General features: G+C 68.6%; 21 protein-coding genes and 1 other RNA gene. 13 read left to right on the top strand and 9 right to left on the bottom strand.

Features of this window, described 5'->3' with window-relative positions; genetic code table 11:
- Window positions 1-8: 8 nt before the first annotated feature.
- Window positions 9-169, bottom strand: a non-coding RNA gene (gene ssrS / locus PKE75_RS01765) — 6S RNA.
- An 84-nt stretch (window positions 170-253) separates the two neighbouring features.
- Between ssrS and PKE75_RS01760 the strand changes: the two genes are divergently transcribed.
- Window positions 254-601, top strand: a complete 348-nt coding sequence (locus PKE75_RS01760; RefSeq protein WP_271166973.1) for a hypothetical protein — start codon at window positions 254-256, stop codon at window positions 599-601.
- 52 nt (window positions 602-653) lie between these two features.
- Here PKE75_RS01760 and PKE75_RS01755 read toward each other — a convergent pair whose 3' ends face one another.
- Both PKE75_RS01755 and PKE75_RS01750 read right to left on the bottom strand, forming a co-directional pair.
- Window positions 654-1,025 (bottom strand): cell division protein ZapA, encoded by a 372-nt coding sequence (locus PKE75_RS01755; protein WP_271166972.1) that lies wholly within the window; start codon window positions 1,023-1,025, stop codon window positions 654-656.
- 3 nt (window positions 1,026-1,028) lie between these two features.
- Window positions 1,029-1,301, bottom strand: coding sequence for a DUF4164 family protein (locus tag PKE75_RS01750; RefSeq protein WP_271166971.1), 273 nt, complete (start codon window positions 1,299-1,301; stop codon window positions 1,029-1,031).
- A gap of 289 nt (window positions 1,302-1,590) precedes the next feature.
- On the opposite strand from PKE75_RS01750, the gene tkt reads away from it, so the two are divergent.
- Both tkt and gap read left to right on the top strand, forming a co-directional pair.
- Window positions 1,591-3,582, top strand: coding sequence for a transketolase (gene tkt, locus PKE75_RS01745; protein WP_271166970.1), 1,992 nt, complete (start codon window positions 1,591-1,593; stop codon window positions 3,580-3,582).
- 147 nt (window positions 3,583-3,729) lie between these two features.
- Entirely contained in the window at window positions 3,730-4,746 is a 1,017-nt protein-coding gene (gene gap, locus PKE75_RS01740) for a type I glyceraldehyde-3-phosphate dehydrogenase (RefSeq protein ID WP_271166969.1), read from the top strand.
- 80 nt (window positions 4,747-4,826) lie between these two features.
- On the opposite strand, the gene PKE75_RS01735 is transcribed toward gap, so the two are convergent.
- A complete protein-coding gene (locus tag PKE75_RS01735) occupies window positions 4,827-5,738 on the bottom strand; it encodes a nucleotidyltransferase domain-containing protein (protein ID WP_271166968.1) in 912 nt (303 codons plus the stop codon).
- A gap of 318 nt (window positions 5,739-6,056) precedes the next feature.
- Between PKE75_RS01735 and PKE75_RS01730 the strand changes: the two genes are divergently transcribed.
- The 7 genes from PKE75_RS01730 (at window position 6,057) to PKE75_RS01700 (ending at window position 12,571) form a co-directional block, all read left to right on the top strand.
- Window positions 6,057-7,259: a phosphoglycerate kinase gene (locus PKE75_RS01730; protein ID WP_271166967.1), complete on the top strand. Its 1,203-nt coding sequence runs from the start codon at window positions 6,057-6,059 to the stop codon at window positions 7,257-7,259.
- Window positions 7,260-7,306: 47 nt separating this feature from the next.
- Entirely contained in the window at window positions 7,307-8,275 is a 969-nt protein-coding gene (locus tag PKE75_RS01725; protein WP_271166966.1) for a class I fructose-bisphosphate aldolase, read from the top strand.
- 213 nt (window positions 8,276-8,488) lie between these two features.
- The gene (locus tag PKE75_RS01720; RefSeq protein ID WP_271166965.1) at window positions 8,489-9,103 is read left to right on the top strand and encodes a thiamine phosphate synthase; all 615 of its coding nucleotides are present in this window, start codon (window positions 8,489-8,491) and stop codon (window positions 9,101-9,103) included.
- A complete protein-coding gene (locus PKE75_RS01715; protein WP_271166964.1) occupies window positions 9,100-10,212 on the top strand; it encodes an SEL1-like repeat protein in 1,113 nt (370 codons plus the stop codon). The genes PKE75_RS01720 and PKE75_RS01715 overlap by 4 nt, the downstream gene beginning before the upstream one ends.
- Before the next feature lie 81 nt (window positions 10,213-10,293).
- Window positions 10,294-10,857 (top strand): elongation factor P, encoded by a 564-nt coding sequence (efp, locus tag PKE75_RS01710; RefSeq protein WP_271166963.1) that lies wholly within the window; start codon window positions 10,294-10,296, stop codon window positions 10,855-10,857.
- 181 nt (window positions 10,858-11,038) lie between these two features.
- Window positions 11,039-11,614 carry an NADPH-dependent FMN reductase gene (locus PKE75_RS01705; RefSeq protein WP_271166962.1) on the top strand — a complete coding sequence of 192 codons (576 nt, stop codon included), beginning with the start codon at window positions 11,039-11,041 and terminating at the stop codon, window positions 11,612-11,614.
- 174 nt (window positions 11,615-11,788) lie between these two features.
- Window positions 11,789-12,571: an inositol monophosphatase family protein gene (locus PKE75_RS01700; RefSeq protein WP_271166961.1), complete on the top strand. Its 783-nt coding sequence runs from the start codon at window positions 11,789-11,791 to the stop codon at window positions 12,569-12,571.
- 33 nt (window positions 12,572-12,604) lie between these two features.
- Here the strand turns inward: PKE75_RS01700 and PKE75_RS01695 are convergent, their stop codons facing one another.
- From PKE75_RS01695 to PKE75_RS01685, 3 genes are read right to left on the bottom strand one after another with little or no spacing between them, the layout of a single operon-like run.
- Window positions 12,605-12,940 carry a DUF1491 family protein gene (locus tag PKE75_RS01695; RefSeq protein ID WP_271166960.1) on the bottom strand — a complete coding sequence of 112 codons (336 nt, stop codon included), beginning with the start codon at window positions 12,938-12,940 and terminating at the stop codon, window positions 12,605-12,607.
- Between the two features lie 13 nt (window positions 12,941-12,953).
- Window positions 12,954-13,655 (bottom strand): peptidoglycan-binding domain-containing protein, encoded by a 702-nt coding sequence (locus tag PKE75_RS01690; RefSeq protein ID WP_271166959.1) that lies wholly within the window; start codon window positions 13,653-13,655, stop codon window positions 12,954-12,956.
- Window positions 13,648-15,420, bottom strand: a complete 1,773-nt coding sequence (locus tag PKE75_RS01685; RefSeq protein WP_271166958.1) for a PAS domain-containing sensor histidine kinase — start codon at window positions 15,418-15,420, stop codon at window positions 13,648-13,650. The genes PKE75_RS01690 and PKE75_RS01685 overlap by 8 nt, the downstream gene beginning before the upstream one ends.
- Before the next feature lie 340 nt (window positions 15,421-15,760).
- On the opposite strand from PKE75_RS01685, the gene PKE75_RS01680 reads away from it, so the two are divergent.
- A complete protein-coding gene (locus PKE75_RS01680; RefSeq protein ID WP_271166957.1) occupies window positions 15,761-16,147 on the top strand; it encodes a DUF5330 domain-containing protein in 387 nt (128 codons plus the stop codon).
- Window positions 16,148-16,227: 80 nt separating this feature from the next.
- Complete coding sequence (locus PKE75_RS01675; protein ID WP_271166956.1) at window positions 16,228-16,668, top strand: SufE family protein; 441 nt, start codon at window positions 16,228-16,230, stop codon at window positions 16,666-16,668.
- A gap of 122 nt (window positions 16,669-16,790) precedes the next feature.
- On the opposite strand, the gene PKE75_RS01670 is transcribed toward PKE75_RS01675, so the two are convergent.
- Together PKE75_RS01670 and PKE75_RS01665 are read right to left on the bottom strand one after the other, a co-directional pair.
- The gene (locus PKE75_RS01670; RefSeq protein WP_271166955.1) at window positions 16,791-17,561 is read right to left on the bottom strand and encodes a DUF6456 domain-containing protein; all 771 of its coding nucleotides are present in this window, start codon (window positions 17,559-17,561) and stop codon (window positions 16,791-16,793) included.
- A gap of 70 nt (window positions 17,562-17,631) precedes the next feature.
- A complete protein-coding gene (locus PKE75_RS01665) occupies window positions 17,632-18,786 on the bottom strand; it encodes an aminotransferase (protein ID WP_271167251.1) in 1,155 nt (384 codons plus the stop codon).
- A gap of 435 nt (window positions 18,787-19,221) precedes the next feature.
- Between PKE75_RS01665 and PKE75_RS01660 the strand changes: the two genes are divergently transcribed.
- Window positions 19,222-20,289: an ATP-binding cassette domain-containing protein gene (locus tag PKE75_RS01660; RefSeq protein WP_271166954.1), complete on the top strand. Its 1,068-nt coding sequence runs from the start codon at window positions 19,222-19,224 to the stop codon at window positions 20,287-20,289.
- Window positions 20,290-20,306: the final 17 nt, after the last annotated feature.

The raw sequence follows: 20,306 nt of genomic DNA, 5'->3' as shown, positions 1-20,306 counted from the left end.
GAAAAGAGTGCGGAGCCACGATGGCCGTTGGAGTTTTTGATCCCGGGACACCTACAGAGTAGGTGGGCGCCGTAAATGACCAAGACCACGGTCGAGGCCAGGGACAGCTCCCGTTCGGAATCGTAAGGGCCCGGGGATTCTAGTATCCTGACGCACCCCGCAGCACCGCGGGCGAAAGATAGGCGACGGGAGGCGTGGGCGCTAGTGGCCCGCGCGGCCATTCCGTCGCGGCCCGGGCCGGAGCTTGCGAGGTATGAAAGCCATGCTGATCGCCGCCGCAAGCCTGCTGGTCGTCTCGGCCGCAGCCGCCGTTCCGATCGAGCCGCAGCCGCGCGGCGTCGAGGCCGATGCGCCGATCATTGTGCGCTTCGACACCCACAAGATGGGGATCGACCACCGAACATACGAAAAGGTCGAGCGCTACGTCACGGCGTCCTCGCTGTTCGAGCGGGCGACGTCGCATATCTGGGGGCTGGAAGGCGAAGTCGACCTGGCGTTGCACCCCAAGCTCGGCAAGGCCGACGAGGCGATTGCGGCGCTCAAGGCGATGATTCCGCCGGATAACGGAATCTACTGGACGACGGTCACGGACCGGCGCTGATCGCCGCCATGTCCCGCAGGGATATCAGTGTGAACCCTTCAGCGCAGCGTTCTCACTCCCGCCGGAACCCGTCCGCCAAGTCCTCGGCGAGCCGCTCCAGCCGCCCGGCCGCTTCCGTGATCTGGTTCGCGACGTCGGAATGGCGGGCGTCGAAGGCTGCGACCGCGTCCTGGTCGGCCGCGCGCAGCTGCTCGATCTCGGCGTTCAGCCGGTCGTGGCGGCGCTTCGCCTCGTTGAGCTCGTCGGCCATCATGATCGCGGTCATGATCGACAGCCGGATGTCGCCGACTTCGCCGAACTGGCTCTTCAGCTGGTCGTGACGCTCGTCGACCGAGCGCGCGAGCTCGAGCAGATGCTCCTCCTCGCCCTCGCCGCAGGCCATCTTGTAGTCGCGTCCGCCGATGTGCACCGTCACCTGCGCCATCGGCTAATCCGTCGCCTCCGCCAGAACGCCTTCGACCGCGGCGATCGCCGCGTCCAAACGTCTGCCGATCTCCTCTCGCGAGGCTTGCGCCGTCTCGGCTTGCGCGGCCGATACGTCCAAAAGTTCGGACAGCCGGATGCGATCGTCTGCGAAGGCGGTCAGCTCCTGCTCCTTGGCGCGGGCGGCGTCGGCGGCGTCCAGCGCGCGGCCGATCGCGGCCTCCGCGGTGTCGAGCGCCTGTTCGAGGCGCCGCAGCGCCACGTCGAGCTCGCTCACGCCATTCTCCCCCAACTGACTGCCCCGCCGGCGAATTTTCCGCTGCAGCAACGTGTTGCGCTGGACAGTTTAAGGGGCCTGCCAAAAGCGCGTCAATCGCCGCAGCCTGTCATCCACCGCACATTGCTGGGTTGCGGGGGCTTTCGCTCGTATTGACATGCCCCGGCGCCCCTTTAAACGTCCCGCCGGACGACGCGGGCGGCCTCAGCCCCCTGCAGAACGCGACGCCAGCGCCTAAGTTTGAGGAATAACCCGTCTCGACCGCCGCCCTGAAGGATTGGACATCTCGATGACCGACGCCATGACGACCCGCCGGATGGCGAACGCGATCCGCGCGCTCTCCATGGACGCGGTCGAGAAGGCGCAGTCCGGCCACCCCGGCATGCCGATGGGCATGGCCGACGTGGCGACCGTGCTGTTCACCAAGATCCTGAAATACGACGCGACCGACCCGCACTGGATCGACCGCGACCGCTTCATCCTTTCGGCCGGCCACGGCTCGATGCTGCTCTATTCGATCCTGCATCTCACGGGCTCGAAGGAGATGACGATCGATCAGCTGAAGCGCTTCCGGCAGGTCGGCTCCAAGACGCCGGGCCACCCCGAGCGCGGCCACACCGAGAGCATCGAGACCACCACCGGCCCGCTCGGCGCCGGCATTTCGAATTCCGTCGGCCTCGCGCTCGCCGAGCGCATCCTGGCCGCCGAATACCCGACGATCATCGACCACCGCACCTTCGCGCTCTGCTCCGACGGCGACCTCATGGAGGGAATAAGCCAGGAAGCGATCGCCATCGCCGGCCACTACAAGCTGAACAAGCTCGTCTTCCTCTACGACGACAACGGCATCTCGATCGACGGCCACACCACGCTGTCGGATTCGGTCGATCAGGTCGCACGCTTCAAGGCCTGCGGCTGGAACGCCGTGCATGTCGACGGCCACGACGCCGACGCGGTCGAGGCCGCGATCAAGGCGACCGAAGGCTCGGACAAGCCGACGCTGATCGCCTGCAAGACCACGATCGGCTTCGGCGCTCCGAAAAAGGCCGGCACGGAGAAGGCCCACGGCTCGCCGCTCGGCGCGGAAGAGATCGAAGGCGCCCGCAAGGCGCTCGGTTGGGAATACCCGCCCTTCGTCATCCCGGACGACATCAAGCACGCCTGGGAAGAGGCCGGCGCCCGCGGCTCCGGCCGGCGCAAGGAGTGGGAGACGCGCTACGCCGCGCTCGACGCCGCAGTCCGCGAAGACTTCGAGCGTCGCCTGAAGGGCGAGCTGCCGACGTCGTTCGCGCCGGCGATGGCCGCCTACAAGGCCAAGCTCTACGCCGAGCCCAAGGAGATGGCGACGCGCAAGGCCGGCGAGGCCGCGCTCACCGTCGTCAAGGGCGAGCTGCCGGAGCTGGTCTCCGGCTCGGCCGACCTGACCCCGTCGAACAACACGCTCACCAAGAACATGAAGGTCATCACGCCGGACGACTATGCCGGCAGCTTCATGCATTGGGGCATCCGCGAGCACGGCATGTGCGGGGCGATCAACGGCATGGCGATCCACGGCGGAATCCTGCCGGTCGGCTCGACCTTCCTGGTGTTCTCCGACTACTGCCGCCCGCCGCTTCGCCTCGCGGCGCTTATGAAGATCCGCGTCATCCAGGTCTTCACGCACGACTCGATCGGCGTCGGCGAGGATGGCCCCACCCATCAGCCGGTCGAGCAGATCGCGGCGCTGCGCGCGATCCCGAACCTCAACGTCTTCCGCCCCTGCGACACAATCGAGACGGCGGAAGCCTGGGAAGTCGCGGTCGCGAGCCTGAAGCGCCCGAGCATCCTGGCGCTCACCCGCCAGAACCTGCCGCAGCTCCGCCTGAAGGACGCCGGCGAGAACCTGACCGCCAAGGGCGCCTATGAGATCGCGCCGGCCGAGGGGGTCGCTGCGGTCAGCCTGTTCGCGAGCGGCTCCGAGGTCAGCCTTGCGGTCGAGGCAAAGAAGGCGCTCGACGCTGCGGGCCTTCCGACCCGGGTGGTCTCGGTCCCCTGCTTCGACCTGTTCGCGGACCAGCCGGGCTCCTACCGCGCGGAAGTCATCGGCACGGCCCCGGTGAAGATCGCGGTCGAGGCGGCGATCCGGATGGGCTGGGATTCGATCATCGGCTCCGACGGCGGCTTCGTCGGCATGTCGAGCTTCGGCGAGAGCGGTCCGTACAAGGAAGTCTACGAGACGTTCGGCATCACGCCGGACACCGTCGTGAAGCTCGCACATTCCATGCACGCTTCAGCGGCGTGAATGGCTGCCACGACGAAGTTTGATGCGCATTTCGACTCGCGCGTCGCCATATTCGCCGCATCCGGCCGTCCGGCCGGAGTCCGTTGAGCTTGGACAGGTCAGAACGCCGCCGAACGTCGCGGCTCGCACAGTGAGGAAACAACGACAATGGCGGTGAAGGTCGCGATCAACGGCTTCGGGCGCATCGGACGGCTGGTGCTTCGGGCGATCGTCGAGTCCGGGCGCAAGGACATCCAGGTGGTCGCGATCAACGACCTCGGACCGGTCGAGACCAACGCGCACCTGCTGCGCTACGACTCGGTGCACGGCCGCTTCCCGGCCGAGGTCAGCGTCAACGGCGACGTCATCACCGTCGCCGGCCACGGCGACATCAAGGTGACCGCGATCCGCAATCCGGCGGAGCTTCCGCACGGCGAGCTCGGCGTCGACATCGCCCTCGAATGCACCGGCCTGTTCACCGCGAAGGACAAGGCGGCGGCCCACCTCCAGGCCGGCGCCAAGCGCGTGATCGTCTCGGCCCCCGGCGACGGCGTCGGCCTCACCGTCGTGTTCGGCGTCAACGAGGACAAGCTGACGAAGGATCATATCATCGTCTCGAACGCGTCCTGCACCACCAACTGCCTGGCGCCCGTCGCCAAGGTGCTGAACGACGCGATCGGCATCGATCACGGCTTCATGACGACGATCCATTCCTACACCGGCGACCAGCCGACGCTCGACACCATGCACAAGGATCTCTACCGCGGCCGCGCCGCGGCGCTCTCCATGATCCCGACATCGACAGGCGCGGCCAAGGCCGTTGGCCTCGTGCTGCCGGAGCTCAAAGGCAAGCTCGACGGCGTGTCGATCCGCGTGCCGACGCCGAACGTCTCGGTGATCGACTTCAAGTTCGTCGCGAAGCGTCCGACGACGGTGCAGGAAGTGAACGACGCGATGAAGGCGGCCGCCGCCACGCCGCGCTTCAAGGGCATCCTGGATATCGTCGACGCGCCGCTGGTCTCGTCGGACTTCAACCACAATCCGCACTCGTCGAGCTTTGCGCTCGATCAGACCAAGGTGCTCGAGGGCACCTTCGTGCGGGTGCTCAGCTGGTACGACAACGAGTGGGGCTTCTCGTCCCGCATGTCGGACACGGCGGTGGCGATGTCCAAGCTCATCGGCTGAGCGGCGACCGCCTCGGCATCTCCAGGAAGGCGCGGGCTGACCGCGCCTTTTTCTTTGGGCGGAACGCGCGAGGCTATCGCTCAGGCGAACAGCGGAGCCGCCGCTTCCACCAGCGTTTTCGGGAAGCTTTTCAGCGGAGCGTCCTCGAACGGCAGATGCGTCAGATAGCGTCCCGTCAGCGCCGCGACCGCCCGCGCCTGCGCCTCGTCGCGTCGGCGCTTCAGTGGATTCCGATCGATCTTGCGCGAAAGCCACAGCTTATGGACGGCGAATGCGCGGGGATCCGGCACGACGAGCCTGACGGGGAAGCCTTTCGCGTCGATCGCCACGCTTTCGAAAGGCGGTGCGCTTTCGTGCCAGAGCAGACCCTCGATCTCCACCGCATTAAGATCGGAGGGATCGGCCGAGATCGAACTCCTGTCCTCCCGCCAAGGCGGCGTCCGGACGGGACGGATGAGATCGACAAGGTAGCCCGAGGCGTTCCAGGCCTGGAAGGCCGCCCCTGTCTTCTCGAATGTCGCATCCGCCTTTCTCAGCAGGCTCATCAGCGTGCGGTCCTGCACCCCTTCCTCCGCTGCGAATCTCAGTTTCGCGCGCGCGTGGAACAGGATGTCGATGTCCTCTGTCGTCATCACATCCGATGCGAAATGGACGCCTGCGGCGGCCTCGTAGGCGAAAAGAGCGTTAGTGCCCAGGACGCGCACGCCACGCCCCAGCAATCCCGCGTCTTCGAGTTCCCGGACTACGCGGGCCGCGATGTCCGGAACACGGCCAAGCCGCAGGACGCGGTTGACGCCGGCCTGCCGGCGCAACGCATCCTTCGCGTCGCTTAACCTCGCGGCCGCCTGCTCCTTGCCCGCGGCGAACCTCTCTGCCGTAGCCTCCGTCTCGGAACTGCGCGGCCCGAGCGACTTCTGCCTTTTCACGCCGGACACCGGATCGTAATAATCCCTGAGCAGCGTCTCGCGGTTTCGCCGGACGGCGAACGACATCGATCCCCGATAGCCAGACGCTCGCTTCTTCGCCTCCAAAAAGGCCCGGTAGCGCTGCTCGGCGTTGATCAGCTCGCGCGCCTGATCACCGTTAAGATCTTGAAAAATAATATGTTCAGCACTCACTATCGTTTTCTAAGAAAATTACTGAACGCATTAGAACACAGTGACTTATTCTGGACAACGCCTCTCAGGCGCCCGTTTCCGCTCTGCTCGTGTCCCGCCGAGTGACAATTCGTCGAAGCCTGCTCTCACCGGGTGGCGGCGTCGGCAAAAAACATTAGAACGACGTCACCGCTTCGCCGCCGGGGATCCCATATGACTGCGACCTTCAAGACTCTCGACGACGTCAATGTCGCCGGGAAGCGCGTGCTCGTGCGCGTCGATCTGAACGTGCCGATGGACGGCGCGCGGGTGACGGACGACACGCGGCTGCGGGCGATCGTCCCCACGCTGAACGAGCTCGCCCAGAAGGGCGCGAGAACGATCTTGCTCGCTCATTTCGGCCGGCCGAAGGGCCGGCGCGACGAGAGCCAGTCGCTCAGGGTCGTCGTTCCCGCGCTGGAGGCCGCGCTCCGGCAGGACGTGCTGTTCGCCGACGATTGCGTCGGCGAGGTCGCCGAAACCGCGGTCGCGAAGCTGACGCCGGGCGACGTGCTGCTGCTCGAAAACACCCGTTTTCACGCCGGAGAGGAAACCAACGATCCGGAGTTCTCCGCAGCGCTCGCGAAGCTCGGCGACATCTACGTCAACGACGCCTTCTCGGCCGCCCACCGGGCGCACGCCTCGACGGAAGGGATCGCCCGGCTGCTGCCGGCCTATGCCGGCCGCTCCATGCAGGCCGAGCTCAACGCGCTGACCCGAGCGCTCGCAACGCCCGAACGTCCCGTGGTCGCGGTCGTCGGCGGCGCCAAAGTGTCGTCGAAGCTCGACCTGCTCGGCAATCTCGTCTCCAAGGTCGACTACCTTGTGATCGGCGGCGGCATGGCGAACACCTTTCTCGCCGCCCGCGGCGTGAACGTCGGCAAGTCGCTTTGCGAAAAGGACCTGCTGCCGGTCGCCCGCGAGATCGAGGAGAAGGCGAAGGCCGCCGACTGCGTGATCGTGCTGCCGAACGACGTCCGCCTCGCCAGGGAGTTCAAGGCGCACGCCGAGAACCGCGTCGCCGACGTCGACCAGGTGGCCGACGACGAGATGATCCTGGACATCGGCCAGAAGTCGGTCGACGAGGTCGCGATCGTGCTGGCGCAGGCCAAGACGCTGGTCTGGAACGGGCCGTTCGGCGCTTTCGAGATGGAGCCGTTCGACGCCGGCACCGTCGCGGTGGCGCGCATCGCCGCGGAATTGACGGCTGACGGGCGTCTTCTTTCCGTCGCCGGCGGCGGCGATACGGTCTCGGCCCTCAATCATGCTGGCGCCGCGGACCGATTCTCCTATGTATCCACCGCGGGCGGCGCGTTCCTGGAGTGGCTCGAGGGCAAGGAATTGCCCGGAGTCGCAGCGCTCACCGCGACAAGCTAGGGCCGCAGGTCTATAACGTCACCGATGAACCCCGACGCGAGAGAACGATGAACGTCTCGACACCGATCACCGCCGAGCGCCGCCTCGCGATCACGCCGCGCGTTCGTGAAATCCTGTCCTGGTACGAAAGCGACAACCCGGGCACGAAGGGCAACCTCGTCCGCCTGCTGATGCACGGCAAGCTCGCCGGCACCGGCAAGCTGGTGATTCTGCCCGTCGATCAGGGCTTCGAGCACGGCCCCGCCCGGTCGTTCTCGGTCAATCCCGCGGCCTACGACCCGCATTACCATTTCCAGCTCGCGATCGACGCCGGTCTCAACGCCTACGCCGCCCCGCTCGGCATGCTGGAGGCGGGCGCCGACACCTTCGCCGGCCAGATCCCGACCATCCTCAAGATGAACAGCGCGAACTCGCTGTCGCGCCTCAACGAGGACGCCGACCAGGCGGTGACGGCCTCGGTCGAGGACGCCGTGCGCCTCGGCTGCTCGGCGATCGGCTTCACGATCTATCCCGGTTCCGACGTCGCTTACGACCAGATGGAGGAGATCCGCGAACTCGCCCGTGAAGCCAAGGCGTTCGGCCTCGCGGTCGTGATCTGGTCCTACGCCCGTGGCGGCACGCTGACGAAGGAAGGCGAGACCTCGGCGGACGTCATCTCCTACGCCGCTCACATCGCGGCGCTGCTCGGCGCGCACATCATCAAGGTGAAGCCGCCGACCGACCATTTCGCGCTCGACGCCGCGAAGAAGGCATACAAGAAGGGCGGCATCGAGCTCGGCACGCTGTCGGACCGCATCCGCGACGTCGTCCGCAGCTGCTTCAACGGCCGCCGCATCGTGATCTTCTCGGGCGGCGAGGCCAAGAGCGACACCGCGGCGCTGCTCGACGAGATCCGCCAGATCGCAGCCGGCGGCGCCTTCGGGTCGATCATGGGCCGCAACGCCTTCCAGCGCCCGCGCGACGAGGCGGTGAAGCTGCTGAACGACATCATGGACATCTACGCCAAGGCGGCGTGAGGTCTGATTGACGTCCTCCCGGACGGCGCGATCGGCCGATCCGGGGTCGTAAGGCGCACAAAGCGTTTTGATCCCGGCTTGCGGCTTCGCTCAGGCCGGGACGACGCCTCTGGCCTCCCGGCGCCGCGCTTTCGCCACCTCGCGGCGCGACAAGCGCCCTGTCTCAAACTCACCAGGTCATCGTCCATGTCCGCCGGGCCGGTCACTCGTCTGATGCTGATCACGCCCGAGCTCAATGAGATCGAGGCGTTCCAGCCGATGTTCGAGGCCGCGCTCGCGGCCGGCGACATTGCGGCCGTCGTGATCCGCCTCGGCCCCGCCGACGATCGAACCCGGCTCGCGCGCGCCAAGCCGCTGATCGCAGCGGCGCAGGCCGCGGGCGCCGCCGCGCTGGTCGCGGGGGCAGGCGTCGAGGACATCGTCGGCAAGTCCGGAGCCGACGGGCTCCACGCGCCGGCCGGGGACGAAGGCTTCGGCGAGATCGTCGGGCGGTTCCAGCCCGACAAGATCGTCGGCGCCTTCGCGCCCGGGTCGCGCGACGCGGCGATGGTCGCGGGCGAGGCCGGCGCCGATTACGTGATGTTCGGCGAAGACCTTGACGGCGAGCCATTCTCCACGACGCTCGAACGCGTGGAATGGTGGGTGCCGATCTTCCAGACGCCCTGCGTCGGCCTCGCGCAGTCCGTCGATGACGTCGCCGCCCTCGCGGCCGCGGACGTCGAGTTCGCCGCGCTCGGCGACGCCGTCTGGCTGCACGAGGCGGGCCCGGCGGCCGCGGTCGCCGCAGCCGGCGCCATGCTCTCTCTCGCCAAGGCGCCGACGCCGTGAGACGGCTCGCCGCGGCCGCCGTCCTTCTGACGCTCGCCCCCGGTCTTGCGCTCGCCGCCACCCAGAAGAAAAAGCCCGCCGCGCCTGTCCAGACTCCGGCTCCCCTCGCCGAGCAGCTGATGAGGCCGGAGCTGTCGGTCCCCAGCCTCCGCTACATGATGCTGCCGATGCCGAAGCCTGACGACGCGCTGGGCGATCAGCAGGACGGACCTGGCGATCCCCACGCCGACGTCGCCTACGGCGCCTATCAGCGCGGGATGTACCGTTCGGCCTTTGACGAGGCCAAGAAGCGCGCCGAGGCGAAGCCGCCGCAGGCCGCGGCGATGACGCTGCTTGGTCAGCTCTATGCCGACGGCGCAGGCGTCGCGCGTTCGCTTCCGGAGGCCGCGCGCTGGTATGGGCGCGCTGTCGCCCTCGGCGACCGCGAGGCGATGCTGGCGCTCGGCCTCGCCAAGCTGCAGGGCTCGGGGATCGCGAAGGATCCAGCCGGCGCCGCGAAGCTGTTCGAGACATCCGCGGCGCTCGGCGAGCCGGAAGCGCTCTACAATCTCGCGATCCTGAAGCTTCAGGGCGGCCCTGTCCCGCAGGACGCCGAGGCCGCCGCGCGGGCGATGAAGACAGCGGCGGAGCTCGGTCAGCCGGATGCGCAATACGCCTACGCGATCCTTCTGAAGGAAGGCCGAGGAATCGAGCGCGACCCGGCCGCCGCCGCCATGTGGCTCAGCCGCGCCGCGGCTCAGGACCACGTCGCCGCCATGGTCGAATACGCCATCGCCTTGTTTAACGGCGCCGGCGCGCCGAAGGACGAGGCGGCGGCTGCCGCGATGTTCCGCCGCGCCGCCGAGAAGGGCAACGCCATCGCCCAAAATCGGCTCGCCAGGCTCTACGCCTATGGCCGGGGCGTCGACCGCGATCCAGTCCGCGCCGCCGCGTGGAACCGCCTCGCCCGCGAGCAGGGGCTGAACGACGCCTGGCTCGAAGGCTTCGCCGGTTCGCTGCCCGACGCCGACCGCGACGCCGCCGACAAGCTTGTCGCGAAGTGGACCGAGGGCTTCGGTCCTATCGCGCAGAGCGCGGTCGCAACCGCCCCGCCCGCGCCGCAACCTTGACGTCGCGCCCCTGCGGGGGCAAACGAAGCGGCTTCGAGGCGGCCTTGGCCGCCCCGACCCCAGATTCCCTGAAAGATTTCGATGAAGATCAACGGCAACCAGATCACCCCCGGCATGGTCCTCGAGCATCAGGGCGGCCTGTGGGCGGCGGTGAAGACCAACGCCGTGAAGCCGGGCAAGGGCGGCGCGTTCAACCAGGTCGAGCTGAAGAACCTGATCGACGGCCGCAAGCTCAACGAGCGCTTCCGCGCCGACGAGACGGTCGAGCGGGTTCGCCTGGAGCAGAAGGACTTCCAGTTCCTCTACGCCGAGGGCGAGGACCTGGTGTTCATGGACACCAACACCTACGAGCAGATCACGCTCGCGAGCGAGTTCGTCGGCGAGCGTGCTGCCTTCCTGCAGGACGGTATGACCGTGACGGTCGAGATGCACGAGGAGCGGGCGATCGGCGTCAAGCTCCCCGACCACGTCACCCTCCAGATCGTCGAGGCCGACCCCGTCGTGAAGGGCCAGACGGCCGCGTCCTCCTACAAGCCCGCGAAGCTCGAAAATGGGCTGCGCGTGCTGGTGCCGCCGTTCATCGCCTCGGGCGAGCGGATCGTCGTCGACACCAACGAAGTCACCTATCTCCGCCGCGCGGACTGACGAACGCCGGGCGCGCCGCTCTTCCCCTTCTGCCTTTGCAGGAGGGGTCGGGGGTGAGGTCGCCTCAGGATGCGGCCGGACACCGGGGCGTAGCGTTCCATGCCCGGGACCCCTCATCCGGCCGACGCCTTCGCGGCCACCTTCTCCCGTAAGGGAAGAGGAAAGAAATGGAGCGTCCCCCATGCCGTTGAACCTGCCCGTGATTTACGGCTCGGTCCGCACCGAGCGGCAGGGGATCGTGCTCGCCCGCCACGTCGCCGAGGCGCTTCGCAAGCGCGGGCACGACGCGCCGCTGATCGACCCGATGGAGCGCCGCCTGCCGCTGCTCGACCGGATGTACAAGGAATACAAGGGCGACGCGCCGCCGGTGCTTCAGGAGCTGGCCGACCTCTACAAGGCCGCGGACGGCTTCGTAATCGTCTCGGGCGAGTACAACAACGGCATCCCGCCGGCGCTGAAGAACCTGCTCGACCACTTCCTCGAGGAATATTTCTGGCGGCCCTCGGCGATCGTCAGCTACTCCGCCGGCGGCTTCGGCGGAGTCCGCGCCGCAATGCAGCTGCGGATGACCTTGAGCGAGCTTGGAACGCCCAGCATCCCGACCGTGTTCGCCGTGCCGAATGTGTCGTCCGCCTTCGACGCAAGCGGAGCGCCGACCGACGAGAAATTCGGCAAGCGCTTCGACCGCTTCGCCGGCGAACTCGAGTGGTACGCCGAGGCGTTGAAGGCGAGGCGCGCCGAGGGCGTGCCGTATTGATCGCGCGGGCGCTCGGCGTGCTATAGCGGTCGCCTCCGCCCTCCCCCGTCATGCCCGCGCTTGCCGGCGTCCAAGACCGTCCGTCGTTCCCGCCTTGTCGTCCAAGTCGTGGATACCCGGCTTCGCCGGCATGATGGGCCTGACCTGTTCCCTCTGCGAAAGCTGAAATCGACCATGGCCCGTTCCCCCGCTCTGCAAGTCATGGTCCAGGCCGTCATGAAAGCCGGCCGGTCGCTGCGTCGCGACTTCGGCGAGGTCGAGCAGCTGCAGGTTTCGACCAAGGGTCCAGGCGACTTCGTCTCGGCGGCCGACCGGCACGCCGAGGACGTGCTGCGCGCCGAGCTGACGCGCGCCCGGCCGGGCTACGGCTTCCTGATGGAGGAGTCGGGCGTCATCGAGGGCACCGACCCCGACCACCGCTTCATCGTCGATCCGCTCGACGGCACCACCAACTTCCTCCACGGCATTCCGATCTTCGCGATCTCGGTCGCGCTGGAGCGGTCCGGCGTGCTTGTCGCGGGCGTCATCTTCAACCCCGCGACCGACGAGCTCTACACCGCCGAGCGCGGCGGCGGCGCCTATATGAACGACCGGCGCCTGAGGGTCGCCGCCCGCCGTGATCTGCCCGACGCGGTGATCGCCTGCGGCGTGCCGCATCTCGGCAAGCCCAGCCACGATCTGTTCCGCGAGGAGCTGTCGCGCGTCCAGGCCCAGGTCGCCGGCGTCCGCCGTTTCGGCTCGGCCGCGCTCGACCTCGCGATGGTCGCTTCGGGCCGCGTCGACGGCTTCTGGGAGCGCAGCCTGAAGCCCTGGGACGTCGCGGCGGGCATCCTGCTGGTGAAGGAGGCCGGCGGCTTCGTCACGGACATGAAGGGCGGCGACACAATGCTGTCCGGCGGCTCGATCGTCGCCGGCAACGAGCACATCCATCCCTCGCTGCTGAAGCTGGTGAAGTGAGACCGGCGTAGCGCCGCTGAACCGGCGCTTACGTCACGCCTCGTCGAGGAAGGCCCTGCCCCGCCGGTCCTCGACCGCGACGACCCACACGTCCGGATCGAACTTCAGCTCGCGCTTGATGCGTTCCTCGACCGCAAGGCCGTCGATCCGCTCGGCGACGCGCTCGAAGCTGCGGCCGCGGACGTCGTCGGCCTCGCTTTGCGGCGCTGGAGCGTAGACATCGTTCGCGCCGTCCAGCCAGTCGACGACGATCAGGATCGCGCCGGCCTCGCGGGCGCCACGTCGGCGCACCAGCGCATAGGCGCCCTCGATCTGGCAGCGCCTGACATAGGCCGAGACCCAGAAGTCCGAAGTCAGCCTTGCGGACAACCGGCGTCCCCTTTCACTGCAGCGGCGTTCCCGTCATCGCCTGCAGCGAGCGTAGCACGGGCGGCGTCGGCTCGCCGGTCTCCGGCATCTTGCGGTCCCGCTCGAAGCTCTGCAGCGCGGCCCGGGTCTCGGCGCCGAGCTTGCCGTCGATCGTGACCGGCCCATAGCCAAGCTTCGCCAGCGCCCGCTGCACGGCCATCAACTTCGGGACCGGGATGCCGGTGGAGCCGGTGGTGGCGGGCGCCGCCGCCACGGGGGTCGCCGGTGGAAGCGCGACCGGACCGGCGGGCGCAGCCTCCGCCTTGCGCTTCGGCGCGACCAGGGCCGCCGCCAGAACGCGGTCGCTGGCCTGCCCCGTCGGATCGAGGCGCTGAGCCTGCTCGAAGCTCCGGATCGCCGCGGCGGTCCGGGCGCCCATCAGCCCGTCGACCGCGCCGTCGTAATAGCCGATGTCGGCGAGCGCGCTCTGGATCTGGGAGACCAGTTCGCTGCGCAGCGGCGCCGGCGGGGCCGCCTCGCCAAAGAACGGCGAGGGGTGGCGGCCCTGCTGCAGGACGAGCGCGTTGACCAGCGTCATGACGGTGCATGCGACGGCGAGCGCGGCGGCGAGCGTGTCGATCGGCCGGCGGCGCAGGACGGCGAGCGCGCCGGAGACCGCGCCGGAGGCAGGCTCGTCGTCGTCGAAATCGCGGTAGCGGGGCGCGGCTTTAGGCACGGAGTCTCACCATGGCGGAGGTGTCGGGAGGGGCGGAAACGGACTGCGCTGCGTGCTTCGACCCAGGTTCGCGGCAGTCGAGCGGCAGGACGACGGCGACCCGGGTGCCGTGGCCGAGCGTGCTTTCGACCGTCATCTCCCCGCGATGGAGCGCGACCAGGCCGCGCACGACGGAAAGGCCGAGGCCCGAGCCCTCGTGCCGGCGCCGGTAGCTCGGATCGGCCTGGAAGAACGCCTCGCCGAGCCGCGCGATGTGCTCCGGCGCGATGCCGACGCCGGTGTCGCGGACGATGAGGGCGATGGCGCCGGCGCGGGCCTGCACCTCGACGTCGACCTCGCCGTCGCGGGGGGTGAACTTGATCGCGTTGGCCACAAGGTTGAGCAGGATCTGGGTCAGCGCGCGGCGGTCGGCCTGAATCATCGGCGCGTCGGGCGCGACATGGGCGGAGAGCCGGACGCCCGCGGCTTCAGCCTTCAGCGCCATCAGGCTCACGCAATGGTCGACGACGGGCTCGATCTCGCAGGGCTCGGCCAGGATCGCGAAGGCGCCGCTCTCGATCTTCGCCATGTCGAGGATCGAATTCACCACCTCGAGCAGATGCGCGCCGGATTTGTGGATCAGCGCGGCGTAGTCGGCGCGGCGCTCTGGAGCGAGCCGGCAGAGCTGCTCGTCCGACAGGATCTCGGAAAAGCCGATGATGGCGTTGAGCGGGGTGCGCAGTTCGTGGCTCATATTGGCGAGGAAGCGCGTCTTGGCGAGGCTCGCGCGATCGGCCTCCACGCGGGCGGCGACCAGTTCCTCCTCATGAGCTTTGCGGTCGGTCACGTCGCGGAACACCGCGACGACGCCCGCGCCGGCCCCATCCCCCTGCAGGCGACGCGCGCGCATCTCCGCCCAGACGAAGCGCGGCGCTTGGCCGAGGGCGGGCTCCGCGCGCAGCCGGATCTCGACCGCGACCGGCTCGACCTCCCCGGCGGCGCCTGCAAGCGTCCTCAGATAGGCCGGGCGGTCGGCGATGTGCACGCGGGCGAGAAGGCCGTGCTCCATCAGTTCGCGCGCCGACACGCCGAGCAGCGTCTGGGCCGCGGGCGACACGAAGGTCGCGGCCCCGCTCGCGGCATGGCGGGTGACGAGGTCGCGGACCGAACCGGCGAACAGCTGGGCCAGCGCGCGGGCGTCGCGATCGGAGCGCTCGCCGGCTCCGATCAGGGCTGCGGCCCGAATCGCGAGCGTGGCCGCGTAGAGAGCCGCGATCATTCCGCCAAGCGGGCCGAGCGGCGCGCCCAGCGCGACGCCGGACAGCGAGAGGCAAGCCAATCCGGCGACAGCCGTGAGCGCGACGATCGCAGCGTCACGAATCGCGCGGCGCGAACCGGAGAGCGCAGCTTCGATCAGCGGCAGAGCGAGCCACGGCGTCGCAAGGGAGAAAAGCCCGCCCGTCGTGGCGGCGACGATCGCAGCGATGCCTGCGAAAGCGACCGCCGACTGCAGACAGGCGCGGGTCAGATCGCCGGTCCGGGCGAGGCCGAGGGCGATGAGGATCGGCACGACCGGCCATGCGAAGGCTGCAAATCCGAGGCCCTGCGGCGCAAGGCCGAAGGCGAGCAGCGCGGGGATGACGGCGAACGGCGCGACGCCGAGGACGAGATGCGCCGCGATGAAGCCGCGGTGGCGCAGCGCGTCGACCGGGTCGGCCTCGGCGGTTGCGTGGACGCGGCCCGCGACCTGCTCGGCGAGCGCCAGCACTTTCGCGAACTGAAGCAACGCGCTCAACTCCACCAGTCGGCGCCGTGCGCGCCGCGGCGGCTTTCGACGCCCCTCGGGGCCGATCGCCGCCCCACGACAATCGCAGTCCCGGCTTAAGCGAACGCTAAAATACGAAGCATCTCGACCACGGATCACGAACCTTTCACCCGCGCCGCGCCATCGCCTCAAGACTTTACGAAATCTTTTCATCTCCTTTCAAATGAATGAAACCGATCATGAGATTTGCGCGGCGAAGCTTCAGCCGGATTTAGCCCGCCGATGCTAGCGTCGTCTGCATGGGGCCAGGAAACGCCGCCGCTCGGACGAGCGCGGGGCCCGAGAGAAAGAGGCGTTCGATATGTTCTTCCTGCTGCGCACGGCCTTCTGGGTGTCGGTCCTGCTGCTGGTGCTCCCGCTCGGAGGCGGCCGCGGCGAGGGCCCGAGCGTCGACGAGAAGGCGTCGATCGACGCAATGTCGGCGCTGGCCGCCGCAGGCGCCACCGTCTCTGACGTCAGCGGGTTCTGCTCCCGCCAGCCGGACGCCTGCGCAGTCGGCGGCGAGGCGCTGAAGCTCGTCGGCGAGCGCGCCGGCGCCGCCGGCTCGATGCTGCAGGGCTACCTCGCCTCCAAGCCCGAGACCGCAAAGGCGAAGCAGGTCTCGACGACCGCCGCTCCGTCCGGACGCGACACCCTCAACGCCTCCGACCGCAAGCCCGCCTGGCGAGGTCCCGGCCGCCAGGCCTGAGGCCGCCCGGCCGAAGCTTTTTCCTTTGCTGCGCGCGCGTTCCCGCACTACCTCCCGTGTCGCGCGGAGAGGCGGTTGCGATGAAGATCGACGAAATCATCGAGGGCTTCGAGTTCATCGACGACTGGGAGGAGCGGATCCGCTTCCTCATCGAACTCGGCCGCGATCTCGAACCGCTTCCCGCAGAGGCCCATTCGCCTGCGAACAAGGTCAATGGCTGCACCAGCCAAGTATGGCTTGAGACGAGCGTCGGCGACGGACCCGACCCCGTGCTGTCGTTCCGGGGAGACAGCGACGCGCATCTGGTGAAAGGGCTGGTCGCGATCACGATCGCGCTCTACTCCGGCCGCAGCGCGAGGACGATCCTCGCCACCGACGCCGGCGAAGTGTTCGACCGCATCCGCCTTCGCGAGCACCTCACCCCCCAGCGCTCCAACGGCCTTCGCGCCATGGTCGAGCGCATCAAACGCGAGGCCGCCTCCGCCGCGCGGGGCGAGCTGTCGACGGCGGGGGAGGCCTGAGCGCTCGCTTCGGTGAAGGGCGCCCCCGTCGCCCGCTCGCTTCGCTGGTCTTCACCTCTCCCCACAGAGAGGTCGGGCCGAAGGCCCGGGTGAGGGTCTTCCTCGCCTATAGCTTCGGCGGGTCACTCCCCGTCGATCTCCGGTCTGCTGTCCGGCGTTCCCCAGGCGACGATCCGTCCCTCGGCCCGCGGCGCCGCCTCGCCATAGCCGTAGTGGCGGGCGAGGCGGGCGAGCGCGAGGCCAAGCACCAGCTTGGCGCCGCGGGCCGGCCATCGGCGGTCGCGTTCGACCTCCTCCAGGCCCTTGAGGAAGCAGCAGACGTCGACCAGCGCCCCCGACAGCTCCGGACCGACCGCCTCCAGCGCGCGGCCGACGCGGGCGCGGGCTGCGACCACGGCGTCGGCGAAGTCGAGGCCCGCGCCGCCTGCGCCGCGTTTGCCGCGCGAAATCGAAGCCTCCCAGTTCGCCGTCACCCGCGGCGACATCTGCCCGCGGGTGAAGTCGGCGCGCAGGCGCTCGCCGGCCAGCACCTCGTGCGGCTGGAGCAGCGGTTGACCGTCCCTGCCCTTGCGGCGCGCGAGCCAGGCGAGCGGGCTTTCGTCGAGATCGACCAGCGTCGCCGGCCCGCCGCCGGGCGCCGCCCGAAGCCCGAGCGTCCGGTGCTGGGCGAGAAATCCATGCTCGCCGCCAGCCGTCCGGGCGGCGCGGGCGCGGCCGTCATCGGTCGCGACGAGACGGCCGTCGGCCCTCTTGGTCGCCAGTCCGCGCGACAGAAGCGCCGCAGCCGCCGCTGCGTTCGATGCGACAAGTCCCTCGGCGCCCGCCGCCACGATCCGGGCCAGCAGCTTCGCCGATCCGTCGGGAAGGCGGTCGAGGCTGGACTGGCGGGACATGAGCTGGCTCCGGACCATTATAGGATCGAAAATCTATATAGTAGGATTTTTTACCTGTAAAGCCGAAACCCTATCCTCCCCGTCCGCCGAACGCCGCCAGCCGGGCCAACGCGTCGTCCAGCGTCGAGTCGTGCTTGGCGAAGCAGAAGCGCGCGATCGTCGTCACCTTGTCCTCGGCGTAGAAGCTCGACACCGGGATGGCGGCGACGCCCGCCTCACGGATCAGCCGCTCGCAGAAGGCCAGGTCGTCGGCGACGCCAAGCGGCGCCAGGTCGACATTCAGGAAATAGGTGCCGGCGCTCGGCAGCGGCGAGAAGCCGGCTGCGCGGAGGCCGTCGGAGAACCGGTCTCGCTTCGCCTGCAGGCCGTCGCGCATGGCTTTGAACCAGCCGGCTTCCTTGGCGAGCCCATAGGCGACCGCCTCCTGCAGGCTCGGGGGCGTCGTGAATGTGAGGAACTGGTGAGCCTTGGCCAGAATCTTCAGGATCCCCGGCGGCGCGCAGACAAAGCCGACCTTCCAGCCGGTCATGCCGAAAATCTTGCCGGCCGAACCGATCTTCACCGTGCGGTGGGCGAGTCCTTCGACCGACAGCGCCGACACATGCGCCCGCCCGTCGAAGGTGACGTGCTCCCAGACCTCGTCCGCCACCACCAGCGCGTCGGAGCCTTCGAGCGCGCGGGCGAGCGTCTCGAGATCCTTGGCGCCATAGACCGCGCCCGCCGGGTTGAGGGGATTGTTGAACAGCAGAGCTTTGGTCTTGGGGCCGATGGCCGCGCGCAGCGCGTGCTCGTCCAGCCGCCAGTGCGGGGGCTTCAGGCTGACGAAACGCGGCGTCCCGCCCGCGCGCAGCACGAGAGGCAGATAGGCGTCGTAGAGCGGTTGCAGCAGCACGACCTCGTCGCCGGGTTCGATCAGCGCCAGCAGCGCGCCGGCGATCGCCTCGGTCGCGCCGGAGGTGACCATCACCTCCGTCTCCGGATCGAGCGCGACGCCCTGCCAGCGCCCATAATGCGAGGCGACCGCCCGGCGCAGCGCAGGCAGGCCCATCATCGGCGGATACTGGCTCCAGCCGTCGAGAACCGCCTCGGCCGCCTTGCGGCGCACATCCTCCGGCCCGGGATCGTCCGGAAAGCCCTGACCGAGATTGATCGCGCCGGTTTCGCGGCAAAGTTGGGACACCGCCTCGAAGATGGTGACGGGCAGGTTCGCATAGACGGAATTCAGGGAAGCCACGGCGCGGCGTTCTTTCTTTAGAACGATTTGATCGCCAGCACGACGGGTGCAGCGCACACGTCACAACTGTCTCGCAGATTAATAAGATGTGCTCCAATTCAACATCAAGCACATCTCCGGGAACGGCTCCAAGCATGGCCGAACCAACCTTCGATGGGGTTGACACGTTCGATCGAACGAACGAATTTCAGATCGTCAAGTGGACCCGATCTTGCCGCGCCGTCGTCATTACGGCGTCGCACCGCTGGACGATGATCCGGCGCGTCGCCAAACGCGTCGCGGCTTAACCGGAAGCGACGCCGATGGCGAACGTATCGAAACGTCAGAGCTGTCAAAGCTCCTCCTGAACCGGCGCCGTCCGCGCCGCGTCGTTTCGCGTCGTCCCGCCCTTTGGGCCTATTTGAAGTCGTTACTCCGGAGTTCGCCATGAACGCTCCGCTGCGCCTTGCGCATCCCCCGGCAATTTCCGGCTCGCTGCTGGCTTTCGCCAACGTCCATAAGGCCTATCGCTCGCGCGACGGCCGTGAGCGGATTGCGCTCGATGGCGTCTCATTCGAGCTCGCCTCCGGCGAAGTGCTCGCCTTGATCGGCTCCGCGGCCTCAGGCAAGTCGGCGTTCGCGTCGCTCGCCGCCGGGATTGAACAGCCGAGCGCAGGCGTCATCGCGATCGACGGCGCTGAGATCGGCGCGGGCGGCGGACGCCGCGATATCGCCCTGCTCGGGTCGCGGCCCGATCTGCCGCATTCCCGGCCCGTTCGCGAGATCGTCACCGAACGGCGCGAGCGCACGCTTGGCGCGACCTATGACGCCGTCCGCAAGATCGACCGGCTGCTCGACCTGCTCGAGATCGGGGACGACGCAGACCGCTACGCCGACGAACTGTCGGACGGGGCTCGACGGAAGGCGGCTCTCGCCTGCGCGCTTGCGGCGGAGCCGCGGCTGCTGATCCTCGACGAGGCGACGTCGGCGCTCGATCCCGAGATCGAGGAGACGTTCCTCGCGGCGCTTTCGCGGGTCAATGCGCAGACCGGCGTGTCGATCCTGCTGATCACCCACGACATGACGGCGGTCACGGCGCTGGCCTCGCGCGTCCTGGTGCTCGACGCCGGACGCATCGTCGAACAGGGCGCGACCGCGAAGATCTTCGCCCATCCGGCGCACGCCGTGACCCGGCGCTTCGCGGCCGCGGCGACCGGCGCGGTGCTTCCGCCCTTCATCGTCGACAAGCTTTCCGACACGCCCTCCGCCGGCGGCCGGGCGCTGGTCCGCCTCGCCTTCGAGGGACCGGCGGCCACCAAGCCCGTGCTGACCAACGTCGCGCGCGAGCTCGGCTTCGATCTCGGCATCGTCGCGGGCTCGCTGGGAGCGGCGGGCGGAGAGCCCTATGGCGTGCTGATCGTGGCCGCGCCCGCGGACGAACCCTACTTCACCGCCGCGGTGGAGCGGCTGGAGGACGCAGGGCTCGGCGTCGAGGTGCTGGGCTTCGTCGCCTGATATTTGAGGCCGCGCCT

Source organism: Hansschlegelia plantiphila (assembly GCF_027922265.1).
Lineage (GTDB): Bacteria > Pseudomonadota > Alphaproteobacteria > Rhizobiales > Methylopilaceae > Methylopila > Methylopila plantiphila.
Note: the sequence above shows the minus strand (reverse complement) of the source record. Positions and strands in the feature narration are given on the sequence as shown.